Genomic DNA, 18,543 nt, shown 5'->3' with positions numbered 1-18,543 from the left:
CACCGGTCACCGGACACCTCCCACCACGCTCGCCGCGGACGTGCGCGCGCACGCCCGGTACTGCTCCTCGGTCCCGGCCGCCACCCGGTCCCAGCCGTACTGGGCGGCCCTGGCCGCGCCCGCGCGGCCCATCGCGGCGCGCCGCCGCGGGTCGGCGAGCAGCCCGCCCACCGCCGCCGCCAGCGCCGCGGGTGCCCTGGGCGCCACCAGCACCCCGGTCACGCCGTCGACCACGGTGTCGTTGAGGCCGCCGACCGCCGCGCCCACCACGGGCACGCCGCAGGCCATCGCCTCCAGCGGCACCAGCCCGAACGGCTCGTACCAGGGCGCGTGCACCACGACGTCGGCCGAGCGCAGCAGCGCGGGCACCTCGTGGCGGTCGACCGCCCCCAGCAGCCGGACCCGGTCGGCCACGCCCAGCGCCGCCGCGACCGCGCGCAGCCGCTCGCCCTCGGGCTCGCCGCCGGCACCCCCCGCGATCACCAGCTCGGTGTCGTCTGGGAGCAGGGCCATCGCCTCCACCGCGGTGTCGAACCCCTTGCGCGGCACCAGCCTGCCCGCGCACACCACCCGGTGCCGCAGCGGCTTGGGCGCCCGCGGCCCGTCCGGGGTGAACCGGCGCAGGTCGATGCCGCACGGCACCACGGCCGTCGCGGCGCGCGGCACGCCCATCGCGGCCAGCTCGTCGACCTCGTCGGAGCAGGTGGCCAGCACGCGGTCGACCCCGGTGGCCACGACCCGCTCCACCTCGACGCGCTGCGGTGGGCTGGTGTCGGCGCGGCCCTGGTGGCGGCGCTTGACCGACCCGAGCGCGTGGAAGGTCTGCACCGTCGCGACGGGCAGGCCGCGCGCGGCCACCACCACCGCCAGCCCGGACATCCAGAAGTGCCCGTGGGCCACGTCGGGGGGTTCACCGCGCCAGTGCTCGGCCAACCGGGCGGCGAACTCGCCCATGTGCGGCAGCAGGTCGTCCTTGGGCAGCGGCGCCGCGGGCCCGGCGGGCACGTGCACCACCCGGTACCCGGCGCCGGTGTCGACGACCGCGGGCAGGTCCGGGGAATCCCGCCGGGTGTGCACGGTGACCTCGTGCCCGCGGCGGGCCAGCGCCGCCGCCAACTCGGCCACGTGGACGTTCTGCCCACCGGCGTCGACACCGCCGAGCGCGGCCAAGGGGCTCGCGTGCTCGCTGACGAGCGCGACGGTGAGCGGGTTGGAGCCCCCGCGCCTGCTGGCGGGCACGACCTGGTCGGTGATCACGGTGCACCTCCGGTTCCCGTGGTGGCGTGCCGCAGCACCCCGTCCCACGTCGTGAGGAAGGACGCCAGCCCGTGCCGGGCGAGCGCGTGGGCGCGGGCGGCGGCGCCGAGGTCGGCCGCCCTGGCCGGGTCGGCCACCAGGTCCGCGGTGGCCGCCACCAGCTCCGCCACCCGGGTGGAGGTGATGCCCGCGCCGGGCGGCACCGCCCGCCACGCCTCGGTGCTGCCCAGCACGACCGGCGGCAGCCCCAGGTGCATGGCTTCCAGCAGCGAGAGCCCGAGCGAGGTCCAGCGCGCGGTGTGCACGTACACCCGGCGCCGGGCCAGTTCGGCGTGCAGCTTGGCTGTGGGCAGGTCGCCGCACAGGCGCAGCCGGTCCTGGCCGAGCCCGGTGGCCTCGGCCAGCCCCTCCTGGCCCATGCCGAACACGTCGAGGGGCGCCGCCCGCGCGAAGCGGGGGAACAGGTCGGTGCCCACCACGCGGTGCCTGCGCACCGGCTCGTTGACGACCACCGCGGCGGCGTCGAGCTCACCGGTGTAGAGGTGGCCGGGGTCGACCACGCCGTGCTCGACGACGGTGGTCGGCGTCGAGCCGCAGTCCCACAGCACGTCGTTGTAGTGCGTCACGTGCACCACCAGCAGGTCCGGCCGGTCGGCCAGCGGGTGCCGCGACCAGGGGACGTCCTGCTTGGGGGTGTTGTGCTCGACGAACACGGCGGGCACGTCGACGCCCGGGGTGCGGCCGGTGAGCGCCTGCACCAGCGGCAGTTCCTCGGGCCGCTGGCACACCACCACGTCGAACGGGTGGTCGGCCAGCCCGGTGATCGGGACCTCCCGGGTGCTACCGGGCCAGTCGCGACCGGCGCGCCCGAGCCCGTAGGCGCCGCCGCCGGGGGCGGTGGGCAGCAGGTACTCGTGCTCGCCGCGGACGAAGGCGTCCGTCCAGCCGCCGTGGACGTGCCAGAGCAGGACCCTCACACCGCCACCCCCGCCAGCAGCCGCACGGCGTCGGCCACGACCTCCGGGGTCACCCCGTCGAGGCAGGGGTGGCCGGGGATCGGGCACTCCCGCGAGCGCGTGTCCCGGCACCGCTCCTCCTGGTCGCCGAGCACGACGGTTGCCACCCCGTGCGGCGCCCACCGGCTCGCCGGGACGACGGGGGAGAACAGCGACACCACCGGCGTCCCCACGGCGGCCGACAGGTGCGCCGGACCGGTGTTGCCGACCACCACGACCTCCGCGCCCGCCAGCACCCCGGCGAGTTCGGCGTAGGTGGTGCGGCCGCCCAGGTCGAGCGCGTGCCCCGCCGACACCTCCCGGGTCAGCGCGCGTTCGGCCGGGGACCCGGTCACGACGACGCGGTGCCCCGCACGGGCCAGGTGCGCCACGAACGACGCCCAGTGACCCGGGGAGCAGGTGCGCGACGGCGCGAGCGACCCGGGGTGCACCACGACGTAGGGCCCCGCGATGTCCGCGGGGACGACCCCCCGCACGCGCAGCGCGGTGTCGTCCGCTGTGGACGGTGCGTACCCGGCCGCGGAGGCGATGGCCAGCGAGCGCAGCGGCTCGGCGCACCCCTCGTCGAAGTCGACGCCCGGCCGTACCCGAACGTCCAACAAGGACCCGGGGTAGTCCACCGAGGCGCCGGTGATCCGCTGGACGCCCGCCATCCTGAGCAGCAGCGCGGTCGGCAGCGGGGACTGGTGGAACGACGTCAGCACGACGGCCTCCCCGCACCCCGCGCGCCGGATCCGCGCCACCAGGTCGTCGAGGTCGTCCTGGGCGACCGGGGGAGGGGTGGCCACCACCCACGGGCACTCCCACACCACCACGTCGTCCACGCCGGGCAGCATCCGCGCCGCCTGCGCCCCGCCCGGGCCGCACAGCAGGACGACCTCCGCGTGCGCGGCGATGGCGCGCACGGCAGGCCCGGCGGTGAGCACGTCACCGTCGCTGTCGAGTCGGACCACGAGCACGCGGCCGGTCGGGGTTCGCATGGCGCAGTTCTTGCCGCTGGGGAGGAGACCAAACATGGAGTAGCAACTACTACTCACCGTCACCAGCGTTGACCGACGGTCCTGTTTGGGCACCGCGTGGCCGGGTAGCAGGAGCGGGTGCTGGCAGAGTGCGCGCTCGGCCCGGTGGCCGAGCCCTTCCCCGACATCGCCCACATCGCCGTGCTGCGCGGCGGCGGACTCGGCGACCTGCTGTTCGCCATGCCCGCCGTGCACGCCCTGGCGCGTGCCTACCCGGGCGCGCGAATCACCCTGATGGGTACAGAAATGCACCGCGAACTCCTCGACAGACCGTCACCGGTCCGCGAAGTCCTGCCCCTGCCCCGGGTGCACGGCGTCCACGACCCGCGGGGCGAGGGCACCGACCACGAGGCCGCGCGCCAGTACCTGCGCCGCGTGGGGCAGGTCGACCTGGCCGTGCAGCTGCACGGCGGCGGGCGCTGGTCCAACCCGTTCATCAACGCCTTGCGGCCGCGGCACTCCGCGGGCGGCCGGACCCCGGACGCCGAACCGCTGGAGCGCAACCTCCCGTTCCGCTACTTCCAGCACGAGGTGATGCGCTGGCTGGAGGTGGCGGGCCTCGCGGGCGCTCCGCCCGTGCAACTGGTTCCGCAGCTGGCGATCACCCCCGGCGACCTGGCGGCGGCGCGGCGCGTGATCGGTGAACCGGAGCTGCCCGTGGTGGTCATCCACCCCGGGGCCAGCGACCCGCGCAGGCGTTGGCCCGCCGGGAGGTTCGCCCGCGTCGCCGCGGAGTGCGCGGCGCGGGCGTGCGTCCTGGTCGTCGGTGACGCGTCGGAGGCGGCGCTGGCCGACGACGTGGTGCGGTTGGCCACCGCAGGCGGGCAGGCGGACCGGATCCGCTCGCTGGCGGGCCGGTTGAGCATGTCCGCGCTCGTGGGCGTGCTCGCGCGCGCGGACGTGGTGCTGGCCAACGACAGCGGGCCCCGGCACCTGGCCGAGGCCGTGGGGACGCCCACCGTCTCCGTCTACTGGATGGGCAACGTCATCAACGCCGGGTCGCCCGGTCGGCTGCGCAACCGCGTCCACATCTCCTGGACCTCCCGCTGCCCGGTGTGCGGTGTGGACTGCACGCGACCGGACGTCGACCGCTGCCCGCACGACGTGTCGTTCGTGGCCGACGTCGAGGTGCGGGACGTGCTGCCCGACGTCCTGGAGTTCGCGACCGGGTGAGGCCGGGGGCGGCGCGCGACCGCCCCCGGCCCCCGGGTCACGCCGTGGCGGGGGTGCTGCCCGCGAGGTCCTTGATGAACTCGTGGCACTGCTTGGCGCGCGCGGAGTCCTCCGCCATGACCTGCTCGAAGAACGACGCGATGTCGTCGCGGCCCGCGTTGCGGGCGTCGCGGACGTACTGGCCGTAGTCGTGGCCCGCCTTCAGCGAGTGGTACTGCACCGACACCAGGTCGAAGGTGACGTCGTCGAAACCGGTTTCCCCGGTGGCCATCGGGTTCTCCTCTCGGTTCGGCGCGCCCACCGCGGCGGGCGCCCCTGTTCGTCGATCACGCCCCGTCTACCCGGATCGCCGCGAGCCATGCGCCGGGAAGCCGCCGCGGCTGCGGCGAATGCCGGGGCCCGGCCGGGGTATGCCACCGGCACCCGACGACTGGAGGAGCAGTGACCACCACGCACGAGACCAACCTCGTCGACGTCATCGTGGCCGACCACCGCGCGGTGGAGGCGGCGTTCCAGGAGCTGGAGGCGGGCATCGGCGGCGAGGCGCACCGCCGGGACCTGGTGGACCACGTCATCACCGAGCTGGTGCGCCACTCCGTGGCCGAGGAGCAGCACATGTACCCGGCCGCGCGCCGGGTGCTGCCCGGCGGCGACGAGCTGGCCGACCACGAGATCGCCGAGCACGCCGAGGCCGAGCGCGTGATGAAGGAGCTGGAGCGGCTGTCCCCGGGGGAGGCGGAGTTCGAGCGGCTGCTGACCGAGCTGATCCGCGACATCCGACACCACGTCGAGGACGAGGAGCGCGACCTGCTGCCCCGCCTGGCCGCGGCGTGCTCGCCCGAGGAGCTGCGCGACCTCGGGGACAAGGTGGTCAAGGCCAAGCGGATCGCGCCGACTCGCCCGCACCCGGCCGCGCCGGACACCCCGCCCGCGAACCTGCTGCTGGACGCGGGCACCGGCATGATCGACCGGCTGCGCGACGCGCTCAGCGGCCGCAAGCACTGACGCCGTCCCCCGCCGGGGAACGGCGAGGTGCGCCGCCACGCGGCGGGAGGACGAACCCCCGGGGAGGGTCCGTGCACGGCCGAGACGACCTCACCACCGGTGCCGACCGCACCGCGGGCGCGGCGCTGCGCCTGCGGCTGCTGCCGACCGGGCTGCCGGTGCTGCCCGCCGTGCGGGTCGCGGCGGGCCACCGGCCCGCCGCGGGCGCGGGCGGGGACTGGTTCGACGCGGTGCCGCTGCCCGACGGCTCGGTCGCGCTGGTGGTGGGCGACGTCGCGGGCCGGGGTGTGGCGGTGTCGGCGGCGACCGGCCAGCTGCGCGCGGTGCTCCAGGACCGCTTGGACGAGACCGGCGACGTGCTCGGCGCCCTCACCGCCGCCGACCGGGTGGCCCACCGGGTGCCCGAGGCGGCCGGTGCCGCGGTGTGCGTGGCCGTGGTCGACCCCGCCGGGTCCGTGCGCTACTGCACCGCCGGGCACTCCCCGCCGCTGCTGGTGCGCGACGGCGCGACCCGCGAGCTCCCGCTGACCGGGGACGGCCCGCTGGGCACCGGCACGGGGCGGCGCGCGACCCGCTCGCAGGAGCTGGGCCCGGCCGACGTGCTGCTGCTCTACAGCGACGGCCTGGTCGAGCGGACCGGCCTCACCCCGGTGGAGGCCACCGCGGACCTCGCCGCCACCGCGGAGGTCGTCGTCGTGGACCCGCTGCTGCGCACCCCCGGCCTGTGCGCCGTCGAGCGCGCCACCGCCACCGCCCTGGAGCTGCTGGCCGGGCACGCGGGGCGCACCAAGGACCTGACGGTGCTCGCCGCGCAGCTGGTGGACCCCGTGGACCCGTGGGACGCGGTTGTGGCCGCCGGGCCGACCGCGGCCAAGGCCGCCAGGGCCGGGCTGGTGCCCTGGCTCGACGCCGTGGGCGTGGGCGCCGCGGACACCCTGGCGGTGCTGCACGCGGTCACCGAGCTGGTCACCAACGCGGTGGAGCACAGCCACCCCGACGGCCCACCGGGCCGCGTCACCCTGCACGCCGAGCTGGGACCCGACGGGGTGGTGGAGGCGCGGGTGCGCGACGAGGGCCGCTGGCGGTACCGGGCGGGCCCGCCCGCCGAGCCCGGCACCGGTCTCGGCCTGGCCACCACCGCAGAGTTCGTCGACGACGTGGCGGTGCGGCGCACACCTGAGGGCACCACCGCGGTCATCCGCCACCGGGTCACCCGGCCCACCCACGTGCTCGGTGCCGCCCCCGCGCCCGATCCCCCCGACGCCCGGGACTGGCTGCTCGTGCTCGACGAGGGCGACGACCTGGTCGCCGTGGACGGGCCGCTCGACATCGACACGGTCCGCGAGTTCGAGCTGGAGCTGCACCGCCGCACCCTGGGCGGGACCCGCCCGCTGACCCTCGACCTCACCGGCGCCACCGCGCTCGCGGGACCCGCCGTCGCCGCGCTGCACCGGCTCACCCGGCGGTGCGCCCGCAACGGCTCGCCACTGCGGCTGCGGGCCGCCGCGGGCAGCGCCGCGGACCACGCGCTCACCCTCGCCTCGCTCCCGCACGACCGCTGTTGACCCCTTTCCCGGCGACCGTCGTGAGTAAGGACCGCTGTGGGTGAGGACCGCTGTGGGTGAGGACCGCCGACGGGGTAGCCCGTGGGCGGGAGGAGAGCACATGCGCACCGACGACCTGCACGACCGCGACCCCCGGGGCGGCGCGAGCGCCGACCGGGTCCCCTTCGCCTTCGACGCCCGGTTCCGCGTCCCGCTGGCCCTGGCCGGGGTCACCCCGTCGACGGCGTGGGTGGAGCTGGGGGACGACTGGTTCACCGCGCGGTTCGGCCCCTGGGTGGTGCGCACGCCCACCACGAACCTCGCGGGAGCCCGGCTCAGCGGCCCGTTCGCCGCGTGGAAGGCCGTGGGTGCCCGGCTCTCGCTCGCCGACCGGGGGCTGACCTTCGGCTCGTCCACCGACCAGGCGGTGTGCGTCCGCTTCCACGTGCCGGTCACCGGCATCGAGCCGCTGGGGCTCATCGCGCACCCGGCGCTGACCGCCACCGTCGCGGACCCGGAGCACCTGCTGCGCCGGATCGCCGCGCTGACCGGGTGACCCCGGCCGGTCAGGGGCAGCTCTCCTCCGCCGCGGGCTCGGCGGTGGTGCCGGTGCCGAGCGCGGCCTCGGTGGGGTGCTCGGCGGGGCCGCGGTAGGCGCGGCTGACCTCGGCGGCGACCCTGGCCCAGCTGTAGCGGCTCGCGGCCCGGTCGGCCCCGGCCAGGCCCATGCCCGCCAGCCGGTGCGGGTCGGCCAGCAGGTCGCGCAGCGCCGCGTGCAGGGCGGCGGCCGAGCCGGGGCGCACGTGCCTGCCGGTGATGCCGTCGACGACGACGTCGGCCAGGGCGCCCACCGGGCTCGCCAGCACCGGGGCGCCGCACGCGGAGGCCTGCAGGGCCAGCGCGCCGTGCGGGTCCTGCGCCGGGCCGCGCAGCACGAGGTCGGCGGCCCGGAACAGCTCGGCCAGCTCCGCGCGGGTGACCGCCCCGGTGAACCGCACCCGGTCGAGCACGCCCAGCCGCGCGGCCGCCGCCCGCAGCCGCGTCTCGTCCGGGCCGTGGCCCGCCACGACGAGCCGGACGTCGGGCAACCGGGGCAGCACGGCGATGGCGGTGTCCACGCCCTGCCCGCGCACCAGCGGCGCGGGCGCCACCAGCAGCTGCCCGGTCTTGGCGTGCGGCTGCCCGTCCGGGATGGTGAACACGCCGATGTCCACCCCGCCGGGCACCACCGAGACCGACGTGCGCGGCACGCCGAGGCCGACCAGGTGGTCGACCTCCGCGGCGCTGGTGGCCAGGACCCGGTCGGCGGTGAGCGCCACCCGCCGCTCCAGCGGCGCGTGCTCGCCCCGCCCGGCCCCGGCGAAGGCGTGGTGGGTGACCAGCACGCGGGTGGGCAGCGACCGCGCGGCCAGGGCAGCGGCCACCCCGGAGGTCCAGTGGTGGGCGTGCGCGGCCGCGAACCCCCCGGAGCGCAGGTGGGTCGTGAGCCGGTCGGTGAACTCCCCCAGGTGGGTGAGCAGCTCGGCCGTGTTCAGCGGCCGGACGGGGCCCGCGGTGAGGCGGACCACCGTGCCGCCCCCCGGGCTCGTCGAGCGCTCCGGCTCGCGCCGAGACGCCCGGCGGGTGAAGGTGGTCACCGCGAACCCGAGGGCGGACAGGCCCGCCGCCAGCTCCGCGACGTGCCGGGCCTGCTCGTCCCCCACGGCGGTGTCGCTGCCGCGGTCGGGCGTGGCGTTGTAGCTGACCATCGCGATGGCGGGCGCGCCTGGCGCAGTCGGCACTGGGTCCTCCTGGAGGTGATTCGGCCTCGCGTTCCCCGCCAGTACCCGCTCCCGGTCGACCTACACGTCCGGATGGGCGGACTTGGCCGGAGGGGTGGAGGAATCGCGACCTCGGGCGATTGGCGTGGGTCTCGCTGGGGTATCTGCTCCCCTCGGACCCTGGGAGGTGCCGTGGACGTGGACATCCAGTGCCGGGTGTCGCACCAGCGGGGGTGCGTGGTGGTCACCGTGTCGGGCACGCTGGACGTGCCCGGTTACGCCCCGCTGCGCGACCGGCTGCTGAAGCTGGTCGCCGAGGACCCCGCGGCGCTGGTGGTCGACCTGGCCGGGCTGCGGGTGGCCGCCGAGTCGCAGCTGAGCGTGTTCGTCGCGGTGTGGATGCGCACCTGCCATTGGCCCGGTGTGCCCATCCTGCTGGTCGACCCGGCCGGGGTGGTGCCCAGGGGGACGGCGCTGCGCCGCTACCTGCCGGTGCACCCCGACCCGGGCAGCGCGCTCGCCGCGGTCGAGCGGGCCCCGCAGCGCAGGCGCGCGGAGCGGGTGCTGCCCAACGCCGGGGGCAGCGTGGCCGCCGCCGTGGCCCAGGTGCGCGCGGTGTGCCGGGAGTGGGGTGTGCCCCCGGAGCGGGCCGAACCGGCCGCGCAGATCGCCTGCGAGCTGGTCACCAACACCCTCGTGCACACCACCTCCGAGGCCCGGCTGCGCCTGGAGCTGCACCGGGGCCTGTTCACCGTCGCGGTGGGCGACGACGACCCGCGCCGGGCCGTGCTGCGCGACCCCGCCGCCGCGGCGGGCGGCGACCCGGGGCTCGGCCTGCTGGTCGTCGCCCAGCTGGCGAAGGCCTGGGGCTGCTCGTCGGGCCCCACCGCGCCGGGCAAGGTGGTGTGGGCGACGCTGGCCGTGGCCTGACCGCGCCTGCCCGGCCGTGTCCCGCGGGCGGGGGTCACCCCTCGCCGACCGCCTCCATCACGATGATGGCGCCGTTGGTGCCGCCCGCCGGGGCGCGCAGCGGGCTCACCACGACCCGCACGGTGGTCCCCCGGCCGCGGCGGTTGATGGCCTCGATGCGCAGCGTCCCGCCCTCGACCTCGCCGGACAGCGCGGTGCGCACGGCCGAGCGCAGCTCACCCACCGGCAGGCCGATGTCGAGGTTGAGCAGGTGGGCGCCGACGGCCTCGTCCTGGCGCAGCCCCCACAGGTCCTCGATGCCCCGGTTCCACACCAGCACCCGCAGGTCGGCGTCGACCACCACGATCCCGGCCTGCACCGAGGACAGGATCGCCGCCATGAAGTCGTTGACCTCGTCGAGCTCGGCGCTGCGCTCGCGCAGGGTGTCGTTGATCGCCTGGAGCTCGTCGTTGGTGGACTGGAGCTCCTCGTTCATGGTCTCCAGCTCCTCGTTGGTCGACTGGAGCTCCTCGTTGGTGGTCTCCAGCTCCTCGACCGTCGACTGGAGCTCCTCGTTCGTGGTCTCCAGCTCCTCGTTGGTGGACTGGAGCTCCTCGTAGGCCGATTCCAGCTGGCGGTTGGCGTGCTCGAGGTCGTCGAGCAGCTTGCGCGCGGCGGTGACGTCGTGGAAGACGATCGTCACGCCCAGCAGGCCGTTGTCGGTGTGCACCAGCGGGTTGACGTGGATCTCGAACCACACCGGGTCGCCGGGCGCGCGGGTCCACTGCACGTCCTTGATGCGGATGGCGCGCCGGTCGACCTTCGCCTGCTCGACGTAGCCGCGCAGCTCCACCGGCCGGTAGGAGACCTCCAGGTCGCGCAGCGGCTTGCCGATGTCGCGCGGGGACAGCCCGAACAGCGCCTCGGCCTGCTGGTTGACCAGGGCGACGATGTCCTCACCGGTGACGACCACCTGGGCGACCGGCGAGGCGGAGAAGGCGTGCTCGCGCAACTCGCCCAGCCCGCCGACCTCCCCGACCCGCTCCACCGGCACCGGCTGGGCGCCGATGCCGCCCAGGCCCGCGGCGTTGCCCGGGGTCCGGCGGAACACCCGGCGCTTGAGGTCCACCGGGTCGAAGATCCGGCTGTGCGAGAGCAGCATCTCCGCCTTGCCCAGGAACAGCAGGCCGCGCGGGGCCAGCGCGAAGTGGAACCGGTTGAGCACCATCGACTGGGTCTCGGCGTTGAAGTACATCAGCGTGTTGCGGCACACCAACAGGTCGATCCGCGAGATCGGCGCGTCCTGCACCAGGTCGTTGCGGCCGAAGATCACCGACCGGCGCAGGTCCTTGCGGAAGACGTGCCGCTGGCCCTGCTGCTCGAAGTAGCGGTGCAGCCGGTCCTCGTCCACCCCCTCGACCTCGGCCGCGGCGTAGGAGGCCTGCCGGGCCTGGGCCAGCGCCTCCTCGTCGACGTCGGTGGCGTAGATCTTCACCCGCTGCCGGAACCGGTCCGGGCCCAGCGCGTCGGCCAGCAGCATGGCCAGGCTGTAGGCCTCCTGCCCGGAGGCGCACCCCGCGCTCCACACCCGCACCGGGTCCTCGGGCCCGCGCTCGGCCAGCAGCGCGGGCACCACCTCCTCGGCCAGGTACGCCCAGGCGTCGGGATCGCGGAAGAACCCGGTGACGTTGATCAGGATGGTGTTGAACAGCGCGTCGAACTCGTCGGAGCTGACCTGGAGCAGGTCGACGTAGTCGGGGAAGTCCGCCACCCCGACCTGGCCCATCCGCCTGCGCACCCGCCGGGCCAGGCTCGTGCGCTTGTACCCGGTGAAGTCGAACCCCCTGGCTTCCTTCAGGTACTGCAGCACGGCCTCGAACTGCTCGCTCTCCCGCTCGCCCATCCCACCGTCCACGGCCGAACGCTACCGCTGCGGGGGTGCGCCGGGGTGCTCCGGTGCCCGCGGATCCCCGGGCGGGTCGGGGTTGAGCAGGGTGCGCAGCACGCGGGCGGCGTCGCTGGCCTCCGCGCGCCGCTCGCGGTAGTGCGACACCCGCCGCTCGTCGCCGCGCTCGGTGGCCGCGTCGGCCATCCGCACGGCCAGGGCGGTGCGCTCCTCCAGGCTGCGCACGGCCGTCCACAGCGCCCGCTGCACGGCCTCGTCCTGCGCGTCGCCCAGCGCCGCGGCCGTCCAGGCGTGCCCGACCTGGCAGCGGAACCGGGTGGGCTCCACCTGGTTGAGCACGCCGCGGCAGTCCGGGCAGGAGAACTCGCTCGGGGTGCCGACCACGCCGACCTCCTCACCTTCGCGCACGATGGCGTCCTCCAGCAGCACGTGGTCGGGCAGCGCTCGCCCCCGCCCCTCCGCGGAGCGCCTGGTCAGAGCGGCGATCGCGGGTCCCATGGCGGCGGCGGGCAGCACCGCGGCGGGCACCACCGCGCGGACGGCCTCCGGCATCCCGGGGTAGAGCGCGTCCACGGGGTCCTGCACGATGACCGCGCCGCCGCGCCTGCGGATCGCCGCGCACCCCGCGGCGCCGTCGTCGAGGGTGCCCGAGAGCACCACCCCGATCGTTCGCGCCCCGCGGACCACGGCGGCGGAGCGGAACAGCGCGTCCACCGCGGGCCGGTGCCCGTTCTCGGTGGGGCCGCGGGTGAGCGCGAACCGCCCGTCGACCACGACGAGGTGGTGGTCCGGCGGGGCCACGACGATGCGGCCCGGGGTCACCGGCTCGCCCTGGCGGGCGGTCGTGGCGGGCAGCGGGCCCGCGCGGTCGAGGATCCGCGCCAGCGCGCTGGTGCCGGTCCTGGGCACGTGCAGCACCACCGCCACGGCCGCGGGCAGGTCCTCGGGAAGACCTGCGACCAGCGCCCGCAAGGCCTCGACACCCCCCGCGGACGCCCCGACGACCACCAAGTCCCGGTGGGTTGCCTGCACCAGAACACCTCCGCTTCCCATCGGGGGCGGTGGATACCTCGACCCGATCGGGCGAAACCCCGGGATCACCACCTGGGGAGCGGGTGGTTGACCCGCCGCGAACGGGGTAGTCGCGCAGGCATGAACTGCGACCACCCTCGGTGGAGGTGGCATGCCGGTCCACGACGGTGATGTGCGTGGCGGTGACGTGCGCGACGCGCTCCTGCCCGGGAGCGCGCCCCCCGGTGACGGGCACGGGGACGGAGACGGGGGCCGGGGTCCGGTCGTGCCGGGCAGCGGCTCGCTCCTGCTCGTGGTCCCCGCCCGCGACGAGCAGCCGGGGGTGGTGCGCCGGACGCTGCTGGCCTGGCTCGCGGCGCAGGGCGTGGCACCCGCCCTCGGTGAGGACATCGTCCTGGCCGTCGACGAGGGGATGGCGAACTCGATCGAGCACGGCTACCGGGACCTGCCGCCGGGCGCGGTCCGGGTGTCGGCGGAGCTGCTGCCCGGGAGCGTGCGGGTCGAGGTCCGCGACGACGGCCGGTGGCACGAACCGGGGGCGGTCGCCGGTGCGCACCGCGGCCGCGGGCTGGGGATGATGCGCGCGCTCAGCTCCGCGATGAGCGTGGGCACCGGTGCGGGCACCACCGTCTCCTTGGCGTTCACCCTGCGGGGGTGAGACCGGTGGGGCGGGGACGCGTCCCCGCCCCACCGGCGCTCAGACCTGCGACACGGCCTGGCTGACCGCGTTCGGGCCGTCGTAGGTGCGGTCCGGGATGGACTCCAGGGTGGACAGCACGTCGTCGTCGGCGCCGTGCGAGCGGGCGTGCTCGACCAGGTCGGCCCGGCCCGCCGGGTAGTCGATGCCGCCGAGGTGCTTCTGCAGCTGGATCGGGTTGGGCTTGTCGCTCATCGGTCCTCCTCGCTCGTCGGTCCCCGCGGGCCGTCGGCCCGCTGTCGGTGGACGGTGCGCTGGCTACCCCCGCCGCCGCCGTCCACACGCGCCCGACCCGCGGAACCCGGGTGGTTCAGCGGGTTCCGCGCGGGTAGTCGGCCGGGGTGCGGGCCCCGCGGCACCCGGGGCCCGCGTCCACCCGAGACCACGGACCAGGAGGAGACCCATGACCGCGTTGCGCGAACTCATGGCGCACGACCCGGTGGCGCTGCCGGGCAGTACGACGCTGCGGCAGGCCGCCCAGCGGATGCGCGACCGCGACATCGGCGCGGTGCTGGTGCTCGACGGCGACGAGGTCGTCGGCATCGCCACCGACCGCGACATCGTGGTGCGCGGGGTGGCCGACCACGACGACGTCGCCGCGGTGCGCGTCGACGAGGTCTGCACCCGCCTGCTCATCACCGCGGGCCCGGACGACGACGTCGACACCGCGGTCACCCGGATGCGCGAGGCGGCGGTGCGCCGGATCGCCGTGCTGGAGGACGGCAGGCCCGTGGGGGTGTTCTCCCTCGGCGACGCGGCGCTGGAGCAGGACCCGGGGTCCGCGCTCGCCGACATCAGCGCCGCGCCCGCGGACTCCTGACCCCTTCCCCACCGGACCCCGGGAGCCCCCCGTGCCCACCACCCGCCCACCGGCGGGCCTGCGCATCGCCACCGGCCTGCTCGGCCGCGCCACGGTGCCGCTGCTGCCCGCGCTCCAGCACGACGTCGCCACCAACGCCGTCGCGCTCACCCTCGCGATGTGCTTCCTCGGCTGGCTCTGGCGCACCGGCTAGCGCACCGGGGGGTGTCCGGGGGAGAGAGAGGGTTATCCGGAGGAAAAGGGGAAATCCCGGCCCCAACACACCGCCGAGGAGGAAGACATGACCACTCACAGCACGCACGGCCCCGTCACCCCCACCGCCCGCCGACCGGTGCAGTTGGCCGCGCTCGTCGTCTCGGCCGTCTTCGCGCTGGTCGGCGTCCTGGGCTTCGTCCCGGGCATCACCACCGACTACGACCAGCTCAGCTTCGCCGGGCACCACTCCGGCGCGCTGCTGCTGGGCCTGTTCATGGTCTCGGTCCTGCACAACCTGGTCCACCTGGCCTTCGGCGTCGTCGGGTTCCTCATGGCCCGCACCGCCGTGGGCGCCCGCGCCTTCCTCATCGGCGGCGGTGTCGTCTACCTGGTCCTGTGGATCTACGGCCTGGTCATCGACCAGGGAAGCGGCGCCAACTTCGTGCCGGTGAACAACGCCGACAACTGGCTGCACCTCGTCCTGGGCGTCGGCATGATCGGCCTGGGCCTGGTGCTGCTGCCCAAGGAGCGCGACGTGATCAACCCCCAGGACCGCTGAGCGGCGGCGCGCACCCCCGGCGGCAGGCCGGTCCACATCGGACCGGCCTGCCGCTTCACCGTGCCCCCGGCCCGGGTCAGGTCAGCAGCGCCACGACGCCGTGCACGGCGGCCGCCGCACCCACGCTACCTCCCGGTCGTCGCGATCAGTGCCCGGGTGCGGGGATGGGGATGGTCTGCCCCCGGCCCACGCACGTGATCTCGCTGGGCGGGCGCCTGCGCCGCGCGGCGCCGGTGAAGTCCGACAGGGGCGACTTCATCAGCCCGTAGTCGTCGAAGTGCACCGGGACGGTGAGCCGGGGCCGCACCACCTCCAGCAGGTCGACGCCCTGCTCGCCGTCCATGGTCAGCAGCACGCCCAGCACCTTCGTCCCGCCCAGGTGCACCACGCCGAGGTCGACCCGGTCGTAGCGCTCGCGGATCTCGTCGAGGTCGCGGTGCACGAGGGTGTCGCCGCTGAGGTAGACCCGCACCGGCTCGGCGGTGCCGCCTGGCCAGAACTCGACCATGCTGCCCATGACCGGCGGCAGCAGGCGGGCGACCGCGCCGAGGGCGTGCCGCCCCGGCAGCGAGGTCACCGACAGCCGCGCCGGGCCGCGGGTCAGCGTCGTGCTCGCCCACGTCGCCATCCCCTCGGTGGCGCGGAAGCCGCGCCTGCCGAGCCTGCGGGCCGCGTGCGGGGTGGTGAGCAGCGGGACGTCCTTGTCCAGCCCGCGCGCGGCCACCCGGTCGAAGTGGTCGCCGTGCAGGTGCGAGAGCACCACGGCGTCGAGCTCGGGCAGCTCGTCGACCCGCAGGGCGGGGTCGTGCCGCCGCCGGGACACCAGACCCTGCCCGAAGTAGCTCCACTGGCCGCGCCGCAGGAAGTTGGGGTCGGTGAGCACGGTGAAGGGGCCCAGCCGGAGCAGGACCGTCGCGTTGCCGATGAAGGTGAGCGTGCCCGCTGGGTCATCCATGCCCCTTGGTAGCCGGTGGCCTGCCCGCCAAACCTCCGGCTGTGTCAACCGGGCCCGCGGCGGGTACGTCCCCCGGTGCCGGGCGCCGCGCGCCCGCCATCGGCCCACGGGCCCGCGCGCACCGTGCCCGCCCCCGCCCAGTGCGGGGTGGCTCACAGAACCCCACCGCTCAACTTGACTGATTCAAGAAAAGGCGTAGAACGGTAGGGGCCACGGCACGAAGGAGGACGTCAGACATGACCGCCGACACCACCACGACCACGACCCAGGACGGCTTCGTCGCCTCGACCACGCTGGTCGAGTCCCTGCAGCAGGTGCTGGTCAACCTGCTGGCGGTCCAGCTGGAGGGCAAGAACGCGCACTGGAACGTCACCGGCTCGGGCTTCCGCAGCGTGCACCTGCTGCTCGACGAGGTCGTCGACGTGGCCCGCGAGCACGCCGACACCGTCGCCGAGCGGCTGCGCGCCCTGCACGCCACCCCGGACGGCAGGCCGCGCACCGTCGCCGCGGGCAACACCCTCACCGAGCAGGCCCCCGGCGAGCAGCGCGTCCCCGCGGTGCTGACCGGGGTCGCCACCCTGCTCACCGAGACCGTCGAGCACATCCGCTCGGTGCACGACGCGGTCGACGAGGAGGACCCGACCACCGCGGACCTGCTGCACGAGGTCATCCACGACCTCGAGGAGAAGGCCTGGATGCTGCGCTCGGAGAACGAGGACCGGTAAGCGCCCCACCTCACCCGGCTCCGCTGGGGTTGCCCGCCCAGCGGTGGGTACCCGCAGCGGAGCCGATGCGAGGAGGGACCGTGGCAGACAAGGTTGCCGACCACCTGTTGAGCAGGCTCCGGGAGTGGGGCGTCGAGCAGGTCTTCGCCTACCCGGGCGACGGGATCAACGGGATAGTCGCGGCGTTCGGGCGGGCGGGTGACTCGCCGCGGTTCGTCCAGACCCGCCACGAGGAGATGGCCGCCTTCGCCGCGGTGGGCTACGCCAAGCTGAGCGGGCAGGTCGGGGTGTGCATGGCGACCTCGGGCCCCGGCGCCATCCACCTGCTCAACGGCCTCTACGACGCCAAGCTCGACCACGTCCCGGTGGTCGCGGTCGTGGGGCAGACCGAGCGCAGCGCCATGGGTGGGTCCTACCAGCAGGAGGTCGACCTGCAGGCGCTGTTCAAGGACGTGGCCTCGGAGTACCTCGTCGAGGTCAACGTGCCGCAGCAGCTGCCCAACGCGATCGACCGGGCCATCCGCATCGCCCAGGCCACCAGGTCGCCCACGGCGGTGATCATCCCCTCCGACGTGCAGGAGGAGGACTACACCCCGCCCGCGCACGCGTTCAAGCAGGTGCCCTCCAGCCCGCCCAGCCCGGCGTGGACCTCCTCGGTCGCGCCGGAGGCGGAGATCACCCGCGCCGCCGAGCTGATCAACGAGGGCGAGCGCGTGGCCGTCCTCATCGGACAGGGCGCGCGCGGCGCCGCGGACCGGGTGCGCGCGCTGGCCGACATCACCGGCGCGGGCGTGGCGAAGGCGCTGCTGGGCAAGGACGTCCTGCCCGACGACCTGCCCTACGTCACCGGGTCCATCGGCCTGCTGGGCACCCGGCCCAGCTACGAGCTGATGCGCGACTGCGACACCCTGGTGATCATCGGGTCGAACTTCCCCTACTCGCAGTTCCTGCCCGAGTTCGGCACGGCGCGCGCGGTGCAGATCGATCTCGACGGCCGCAACATCGGCCTGCGCTACCCGACCGAGGTCAACCTCGTCGGCGACGCCGCCCGCACCCTCGACGCCCTGCTCACCCGCCTCACCCGCAAGCAGGACAGGTCGTGGCAGGAGAAGGTCGTCGACAACGTGGCCCGGTGGTGGCGCACCGTCGAGCGGCAGGCCGGGGTGGACGCCAAGCCGGTCAACCCCATGCGGATCGTCTCCGAGCTGTCCGAGCGGTTGCCCCACGACGCCATCGTCACCGGCGACTCGGGCTCCTCGACCAACTGGTACGCCCGCAACCTGCGCATCCGCGGCGCCGCGCGCTGCACCCTGTCGGGCACGCTGGCGACCATGGGCCCGGCCGTCCCGTACGCCATCGGAGCCAAGTTCGCCCACCCCGACCGGCCCGCCATCGCCCTCGTCGGGGACGGCGCGATGCAGATGAACGGCATGGCCGAGCTCATCACCATCGCCCGCTACCGCGAGCTGTGGTCCGACCCGCGCCTGGTCGTCTGCGTCTTCCACAACAACGACCTGAACCAGGTCACCTGGGAGCTGCGGGCGATGGGCGGCTCCCCGAAGTTCGAGCAGTCGCAGTCGCTGCCCGATGTGGACTACGCCGCGTTCGCCCGCTCCCTGGGCCTCGGTGGCGAGGTGGTGGACGACCCGGACCAGCTGGGCCCGGCGTGGGAGCGCGCGCTGGCCGCCGACGGCCCGGTGGTGCTCGACGTGCACTGCGACCCGGAGGTGCCGCCGATCCCGCCGCACGCCACCGCCGACCAGATGTGGTCGGTCACCCAGGCGGTGCTCAAGGGCGACCCGGCCGCGGTGCACCTCATCGCCCAGGGCGCCAAGACGAAGGTGCAGGAGTTCCTGCCGGGCAAGCGCTGAGCGCACCCCGGTCGGGTGGTGGCCCCACCCGACCGGGTGGTGCCCGGCCGCACCCCCGTGGAGCAGCGGCGACGTCCTGTCGGTGGGTGGCGGTAGGTTC

The 18,543-nt window shown here is 75.3% G+C and carries 20 protein-coding genes; 11 read left to right on the top strand and 9 right to left on the bottom strand.

The window, feature by feature from the left end:
• Window positions 1-6 precede the first annotated feature (6 nt).
• The 3 genes from BJP25_RS13265 to BJP25_RS13255 are packed head-to-tail and all read right to left on the bottom strand — an operon-like array spanning window position 7 to window position 3,253.
• Window positions 7-1,254: a glycosyltransferase gene (locus BJP25_RS13265; protein ID WP_233158075.1), complete on the bottom strand. Its 1,248-nt coding sequence runs from the start codon at window positions 1,252-1,254 to the stop codon at window positions 7-9.
• Window positions 1,254-2,234 (bottom strand): glycosyltransferase, encoded by a 981-nt coding sequence (locus tag BJP25_RS13260; RefSeq protein WP_075975209.1) that lies wholly within the window; start codon window positions 2,232-2,234, stop codon window positions 1,254-1,256. Before BJP25_RS13260 ends, BJP25_RS13265 begins: the two co-directional genes overlap by 1 nt.
• Complete coding sequence (locus BJP25_RS13255) at window positions 2,231-3,253, bottom strand: glycosyltransferase family 9 protein (RefSeq protein ID WP_075975208.1); 1,023 nt, start codon at window positions 3,251-3,253, stop codon at window positions 2,231-2,233. The genes BJP25_RS13260 and BJP25_RS13255 overlap by 4 nt, the downstream gene beginning before the upstream one ends.
• Window positions 3,254-3,370: 117 nt before the next feature.
• Between BJP25_RS13255 and BJP25_RS13250 the strand changes: the two genes are divergently transcribed.
• A complete protein-coding gene (locus BJP25_RS13250; RefSeq protein WP_075975207.1) occupies window positions 3,371-4,465 on the top strand; it encodes a glycosyltransferase family 9 protein in 1,095 nt (364 codons plus the stop codon).
• Between the two features lie 37 nt (window positions 4,466-4,502).
• Here the strand turns inward: BJP25_RS13250 and BJP25_RS13245 are convergent, their stop codons facing one another.
• Window positions 4,503-4,736, bottom strand: a complete 234-nt coding sequence (locus BJP25_RS13245) for an acyl carrier protein (protein WP_075975206.1) — start codon at window positions 4,734-4,736, stop codon at window positions 4,503-4,505.
• Between the two features lie 170 nt (window positions 4,737-4,906).
• Between BJP25_RS13245 and BJP25_RS13240 the strand changes: the two genes are divergently transcribed.
• The 3 genes from BJP25_RS13240 (at window position 4,907) to BJP25_RS13230 (ending at window position 7,570) form a co-directional block, all read left to right on the top strand.
• Window positions 4,907-5,470 carry a hemerythrin domain-containing protein gene (locus tag BJP25_RS13240; RefSeq protein ID WP_075975205.1) on the top strand — a complete coding sequence of 188 codons (564 nt, stop codon included), beginning with the start codon at window positions 4,907-4,909 and terminating at the stop codon, window positions 5,468-5,470.
• 71 nt (window positions 5,471-5,541) lie between these two features.
• Window positions 5,542-7,035, top strand: coding sequence for a SpoIIE family protein phosphatase (locus BJP25_RS13235; RefSeq protein ID WP_075975204.1), 1,494 nt, complete (start codon window positions 5,542-5,544; stop codon window positions 7,033-7,035).
• 100 nt (window positions 7,036-7,135) lie between these two features.
• The gene (locus BJP25_RS13230; protein WP_075975203.1) at window positions 7,136-7,570 is read left to right on the top strand and encodes a hypothetical protein; all 435 of its coding nucleotides are present in this window, start codon (window positions 7,136-7,138) and stop codon (window positions 7,568-7,570) included.
• A gap of 10 nt (window positions 7,571-7,580) precedes the next feature.
• Here BJP25_RS13230 and BJP25_RS13225 read toward each other — a convergent pair whose 3' ends face one another.
• Window positions 7,581-8,795, bottom strand: a complete 1,215-nt coding sequence (locus tag BJP25_RS13225) for a glycosyltransferase (RefSeq protein ID WP_075975202.1) — start codon at window positions 8,793-8,795, stop codon at window positions 7,581-7,583.
• Between the two features lie 171 nt (window positions 8,796-8,966).
• On the opposite strand from BJP25_RS13225, the gene BJP25_RS13220 reads away from it, so the two are divergent.
• The gene (locus tag BJP25_RS13220) at window positions 8,967-9,704 is read left to right on the top strand and encodes an ATP-binding protein (RefSeq protein WP_075975201.1); all 738 of its coding nucleotides are present in this window, start codon (window positions 8,967-8,969) and stop codon (window positions 9,702-9,704) included.
• A gap of 34 nt (window positions 9,705-9,738) precedes the next feature.
• Here BJP25_RS13220 and BJP25_RS13215 read toward each other — a convergent pair whose 3' ends face one another.
• A complete protein-coding gene (locus BJP25_RS13215; RefSeq protein WP_075975200.1) occupies window positions 9,739-11,586 on the bottom strand; it encodes a CheR family methyltransferase in 1,848 nt (615 codons plus the stop codon).
• A gap of 21 nt (window positions 11,587-11,607) precedes the next feature.
• The gene (locus tag BJP25_RS13210) at window positions 11,608-12,621 is read right to left on the bottom strand and encodes a chemotaxis protein CheB (RefSeq protein WP_233158060.1); all 1,014 of its coding nucleotides are present in this window, start codon (window positions 12,619-12,621) and stop codon (window positions 11,608-11,610) included.
• Window positions 12,622-12,772: 151 nt separating this feature from the next.
• Between BJP25_RS13210 and BJP25_RS13205 the strand changes: the two genes are divergently transcribed.
• Complete coding sequence (locus tag BJP25_RS13205; RefSeq protein WP_084793966.1) at window positions 12,773-13,279, top strand: ATP-binding protein; 507 nt, start codon at window positions 12,773-12,775, stop codon at window positions 13,277-13,279.
• 39 nt (window positions 13,280-13,318) lie between these two features.
• On the opposite strand, the gene BJP25_RS13200 is transcribed toward BJP25_RS13205, so the two are convergent.
• Window positions 13,319-13,513 (bottom strand): DUF2795 domain-containing protein, encoded by a 195-nt coding sequence (locus tag BJP25_RS13200; protein WP_075975198.1) that lies wholly within the window; start codon window positions 13,511-13,513, stop codon window positions 13,319-13,321.
• A gap of 208 nt (window positions 13,514-13,721) precedes the next feature.
• On the opposite strand from BJP25_RS13200, the gene BJP25_RS13195 reads away from it, so the two are divergent.
• From BJP25_RS13195 to BJP25_RS13190, 3 genes are all read left to right on the top strand, one after another.
• On the top strand, window positions 13,722-14,138 hold the full coding sequence (locus tag BJP25_RS13195; protein WP_075975197.1) for a CBS domain-containing protein: 417 nt from the start codon (window positions 13,722-13,724) through the stop codon (window positions 14,136-14,138).
• A 31-nt stretch (window positions 14,139-14,169) separates the two neighbouring features.
• Window positions 14,170-14,331 carry a hypothetical protein gene (locus tag BJP25_RS34135; RefSeq protein WP_158075645.1) on the top strand — a complete coding sequence of 54 codons (162 nt, stop codon included), beginning with the start codon at window positions 14,170-14,172 and terminating at the stop codon, window positions 14,329-14,331.
• An 87-nt stretch (window positions 14,332-14,418) separates the two neighbouring features.
• Complete coding sequence (locus BJP25_RS13190; protein WP_075975196.1) at window positions 14,419-14,892, top strand: DUF4383 domain-containing protein; 474 nt, start codon at window positions 14,419-14,421, stop codon at window positions 14,890-14,892.
• Window positions 14,893-15,037: 145 nt separating this feature from the next.
• Here the strand turns inward: BJP25_RS13190 and BJP25_RS13185 are convergent, their stop codons facing one another.
• Window positions 15,038-15,847: an MBL fold metallo-hydrolase gene (locus BJP25_RS13185; RefSeq protein WP_075975195.1), complete on the bottom strand. Its 810-nt coding sequence runs from the start codon at window positions 15,845-15,847 to the stop codon at window positions 15,038-15,040.
• 236 nt (window positions 15,848-16,083) lie between these two features.
• Here BJP25_RS13185 and BJP25_RS13180 point away from each other — a divergent pair, with 236 nt between their 5' ends.
• Both BJP25_RS13180 and BJP25_RS13175 read left to right on the top strand, forming a co-directional pair.
• A complete protein-coding gene (locus BJP25_RS13180) occupies window positions 16,084-16,572 on the top strand; it encodes a Dps family protein (RefSeq protein ID WP_075975194.1) in 489 nt (162 codons plus the stop codon).
• A gap of 65 nt (window positions 16,573-16,637) precedes the next feature.
• Window positions 16,638-18,443, top strand: coding sequence for a thiamine pyrophosphate-requiring protein (locus tag BJP25_RS13175; protein WP_408607148.1), 1,806 nt, complete (start codon window positions 16,638-16,640; stop codon window positions 18,441-18,443).
• Window positions 18,444-18,543: the final 100 nt, after the last annotated feature.

It is taken from the genome of Actinokineospora bangkokensis (assembly GCF_001940455.1).
GTDB lineage: Bacteria > Actinomycetota > Actinomycetes > Mycobacteriales > Pseudonocardiaceae > Actinokineospora > Actinokineospora bangkokensis.
This window is presented reverse-complemented; position numbering and strand designations above follow the sequence as displayed.

What these genes read in the sequence shown, in the direction of transcription:
- BJP25_RS13255 (WP_075975208.1), bottom strand. Translation starts at nt 3,253, where the DNA reads ATGCGAACCCCGACCGGCCGCGTGCTCGTGGTCCGACTCGACAGCGAC.
- BJP25_RS13245 (WP_075975206.1), bottom strand. Translation starts at nt 4,736, where the DNA reads ATGGCCACCGGGGAAACCGGTTTCGACGACGTCACCTTCGACCTGGTG.
- BJP25_RS13230 (WP_075975203.1), top strand. Translation starts at nt 7,136, where the DNA reads ATGCGCACCGACGACCTGCACGACCGCGACCCCCGGGGCGGCGCGAGC.
- BJP25_RS13215 (WP_075975200.1), bottom strand. Translation starts at nt 11,586, where the DNA reads ATGGGCGAGCGGGAGAGCGAGCAGTTCGAGGCCGTGCTGCAGTACCTG.
- BJP25_RS13205 (WP_084793966.1), top strand. Translation starts at nt 12,773, where the DNA reads ATGCCGGTCCACGACGGTGATGTGCGTGGCGGTGACGTGCGCGACGCG.
- BJP25_RS13200 (WP_075975198.1), bottom strand. Translation starts at nt 13,513, where the DNA reads ATGAGCGACAAGCCCAACCCGATCCAGCTGCAGAAGCACCTCGGCGGC.
- BJP25_RS13195 (WP_075975197.1), top strand. Translation starts at nt 13,722, where the DNA reads ATGACCGCGTTGCGCGAACTCATGGCGCACGACCCGGTGGCGCTGCCG.
- BJP25_RS13190 (WP_075975196.1), top strand. Translation starts at nt 14,419, where the DNA reads ATGACCACTCACAGCACGCACGGCCCCGTCACCCCCACCGCCCGCCGA.
- BJP25_RS13185 (WP_075975195.1), bottom strand. Translation starts at nt 15,847, where the DNA reads ATGGATGACCCAGCGGGCACGCTCACCTTCATCGGCAACGCGACGGTC.
- BJP25_RS13180 (WP_075975194.1), top strand. Translation starts at nt 16,084, where the DNA reads ATGACCGCCGACACCACCACGACCACGACCCAGGACGGCTTCGTCGCC.
- BJP25_RS13175 (WP_408607148.1), top strand. Translation starts at nt 16,638, where the DNA reads ATGCGAGGAGGGACCGTGGCAGACAAGGTTGCCGACCACCTGTTGAGC.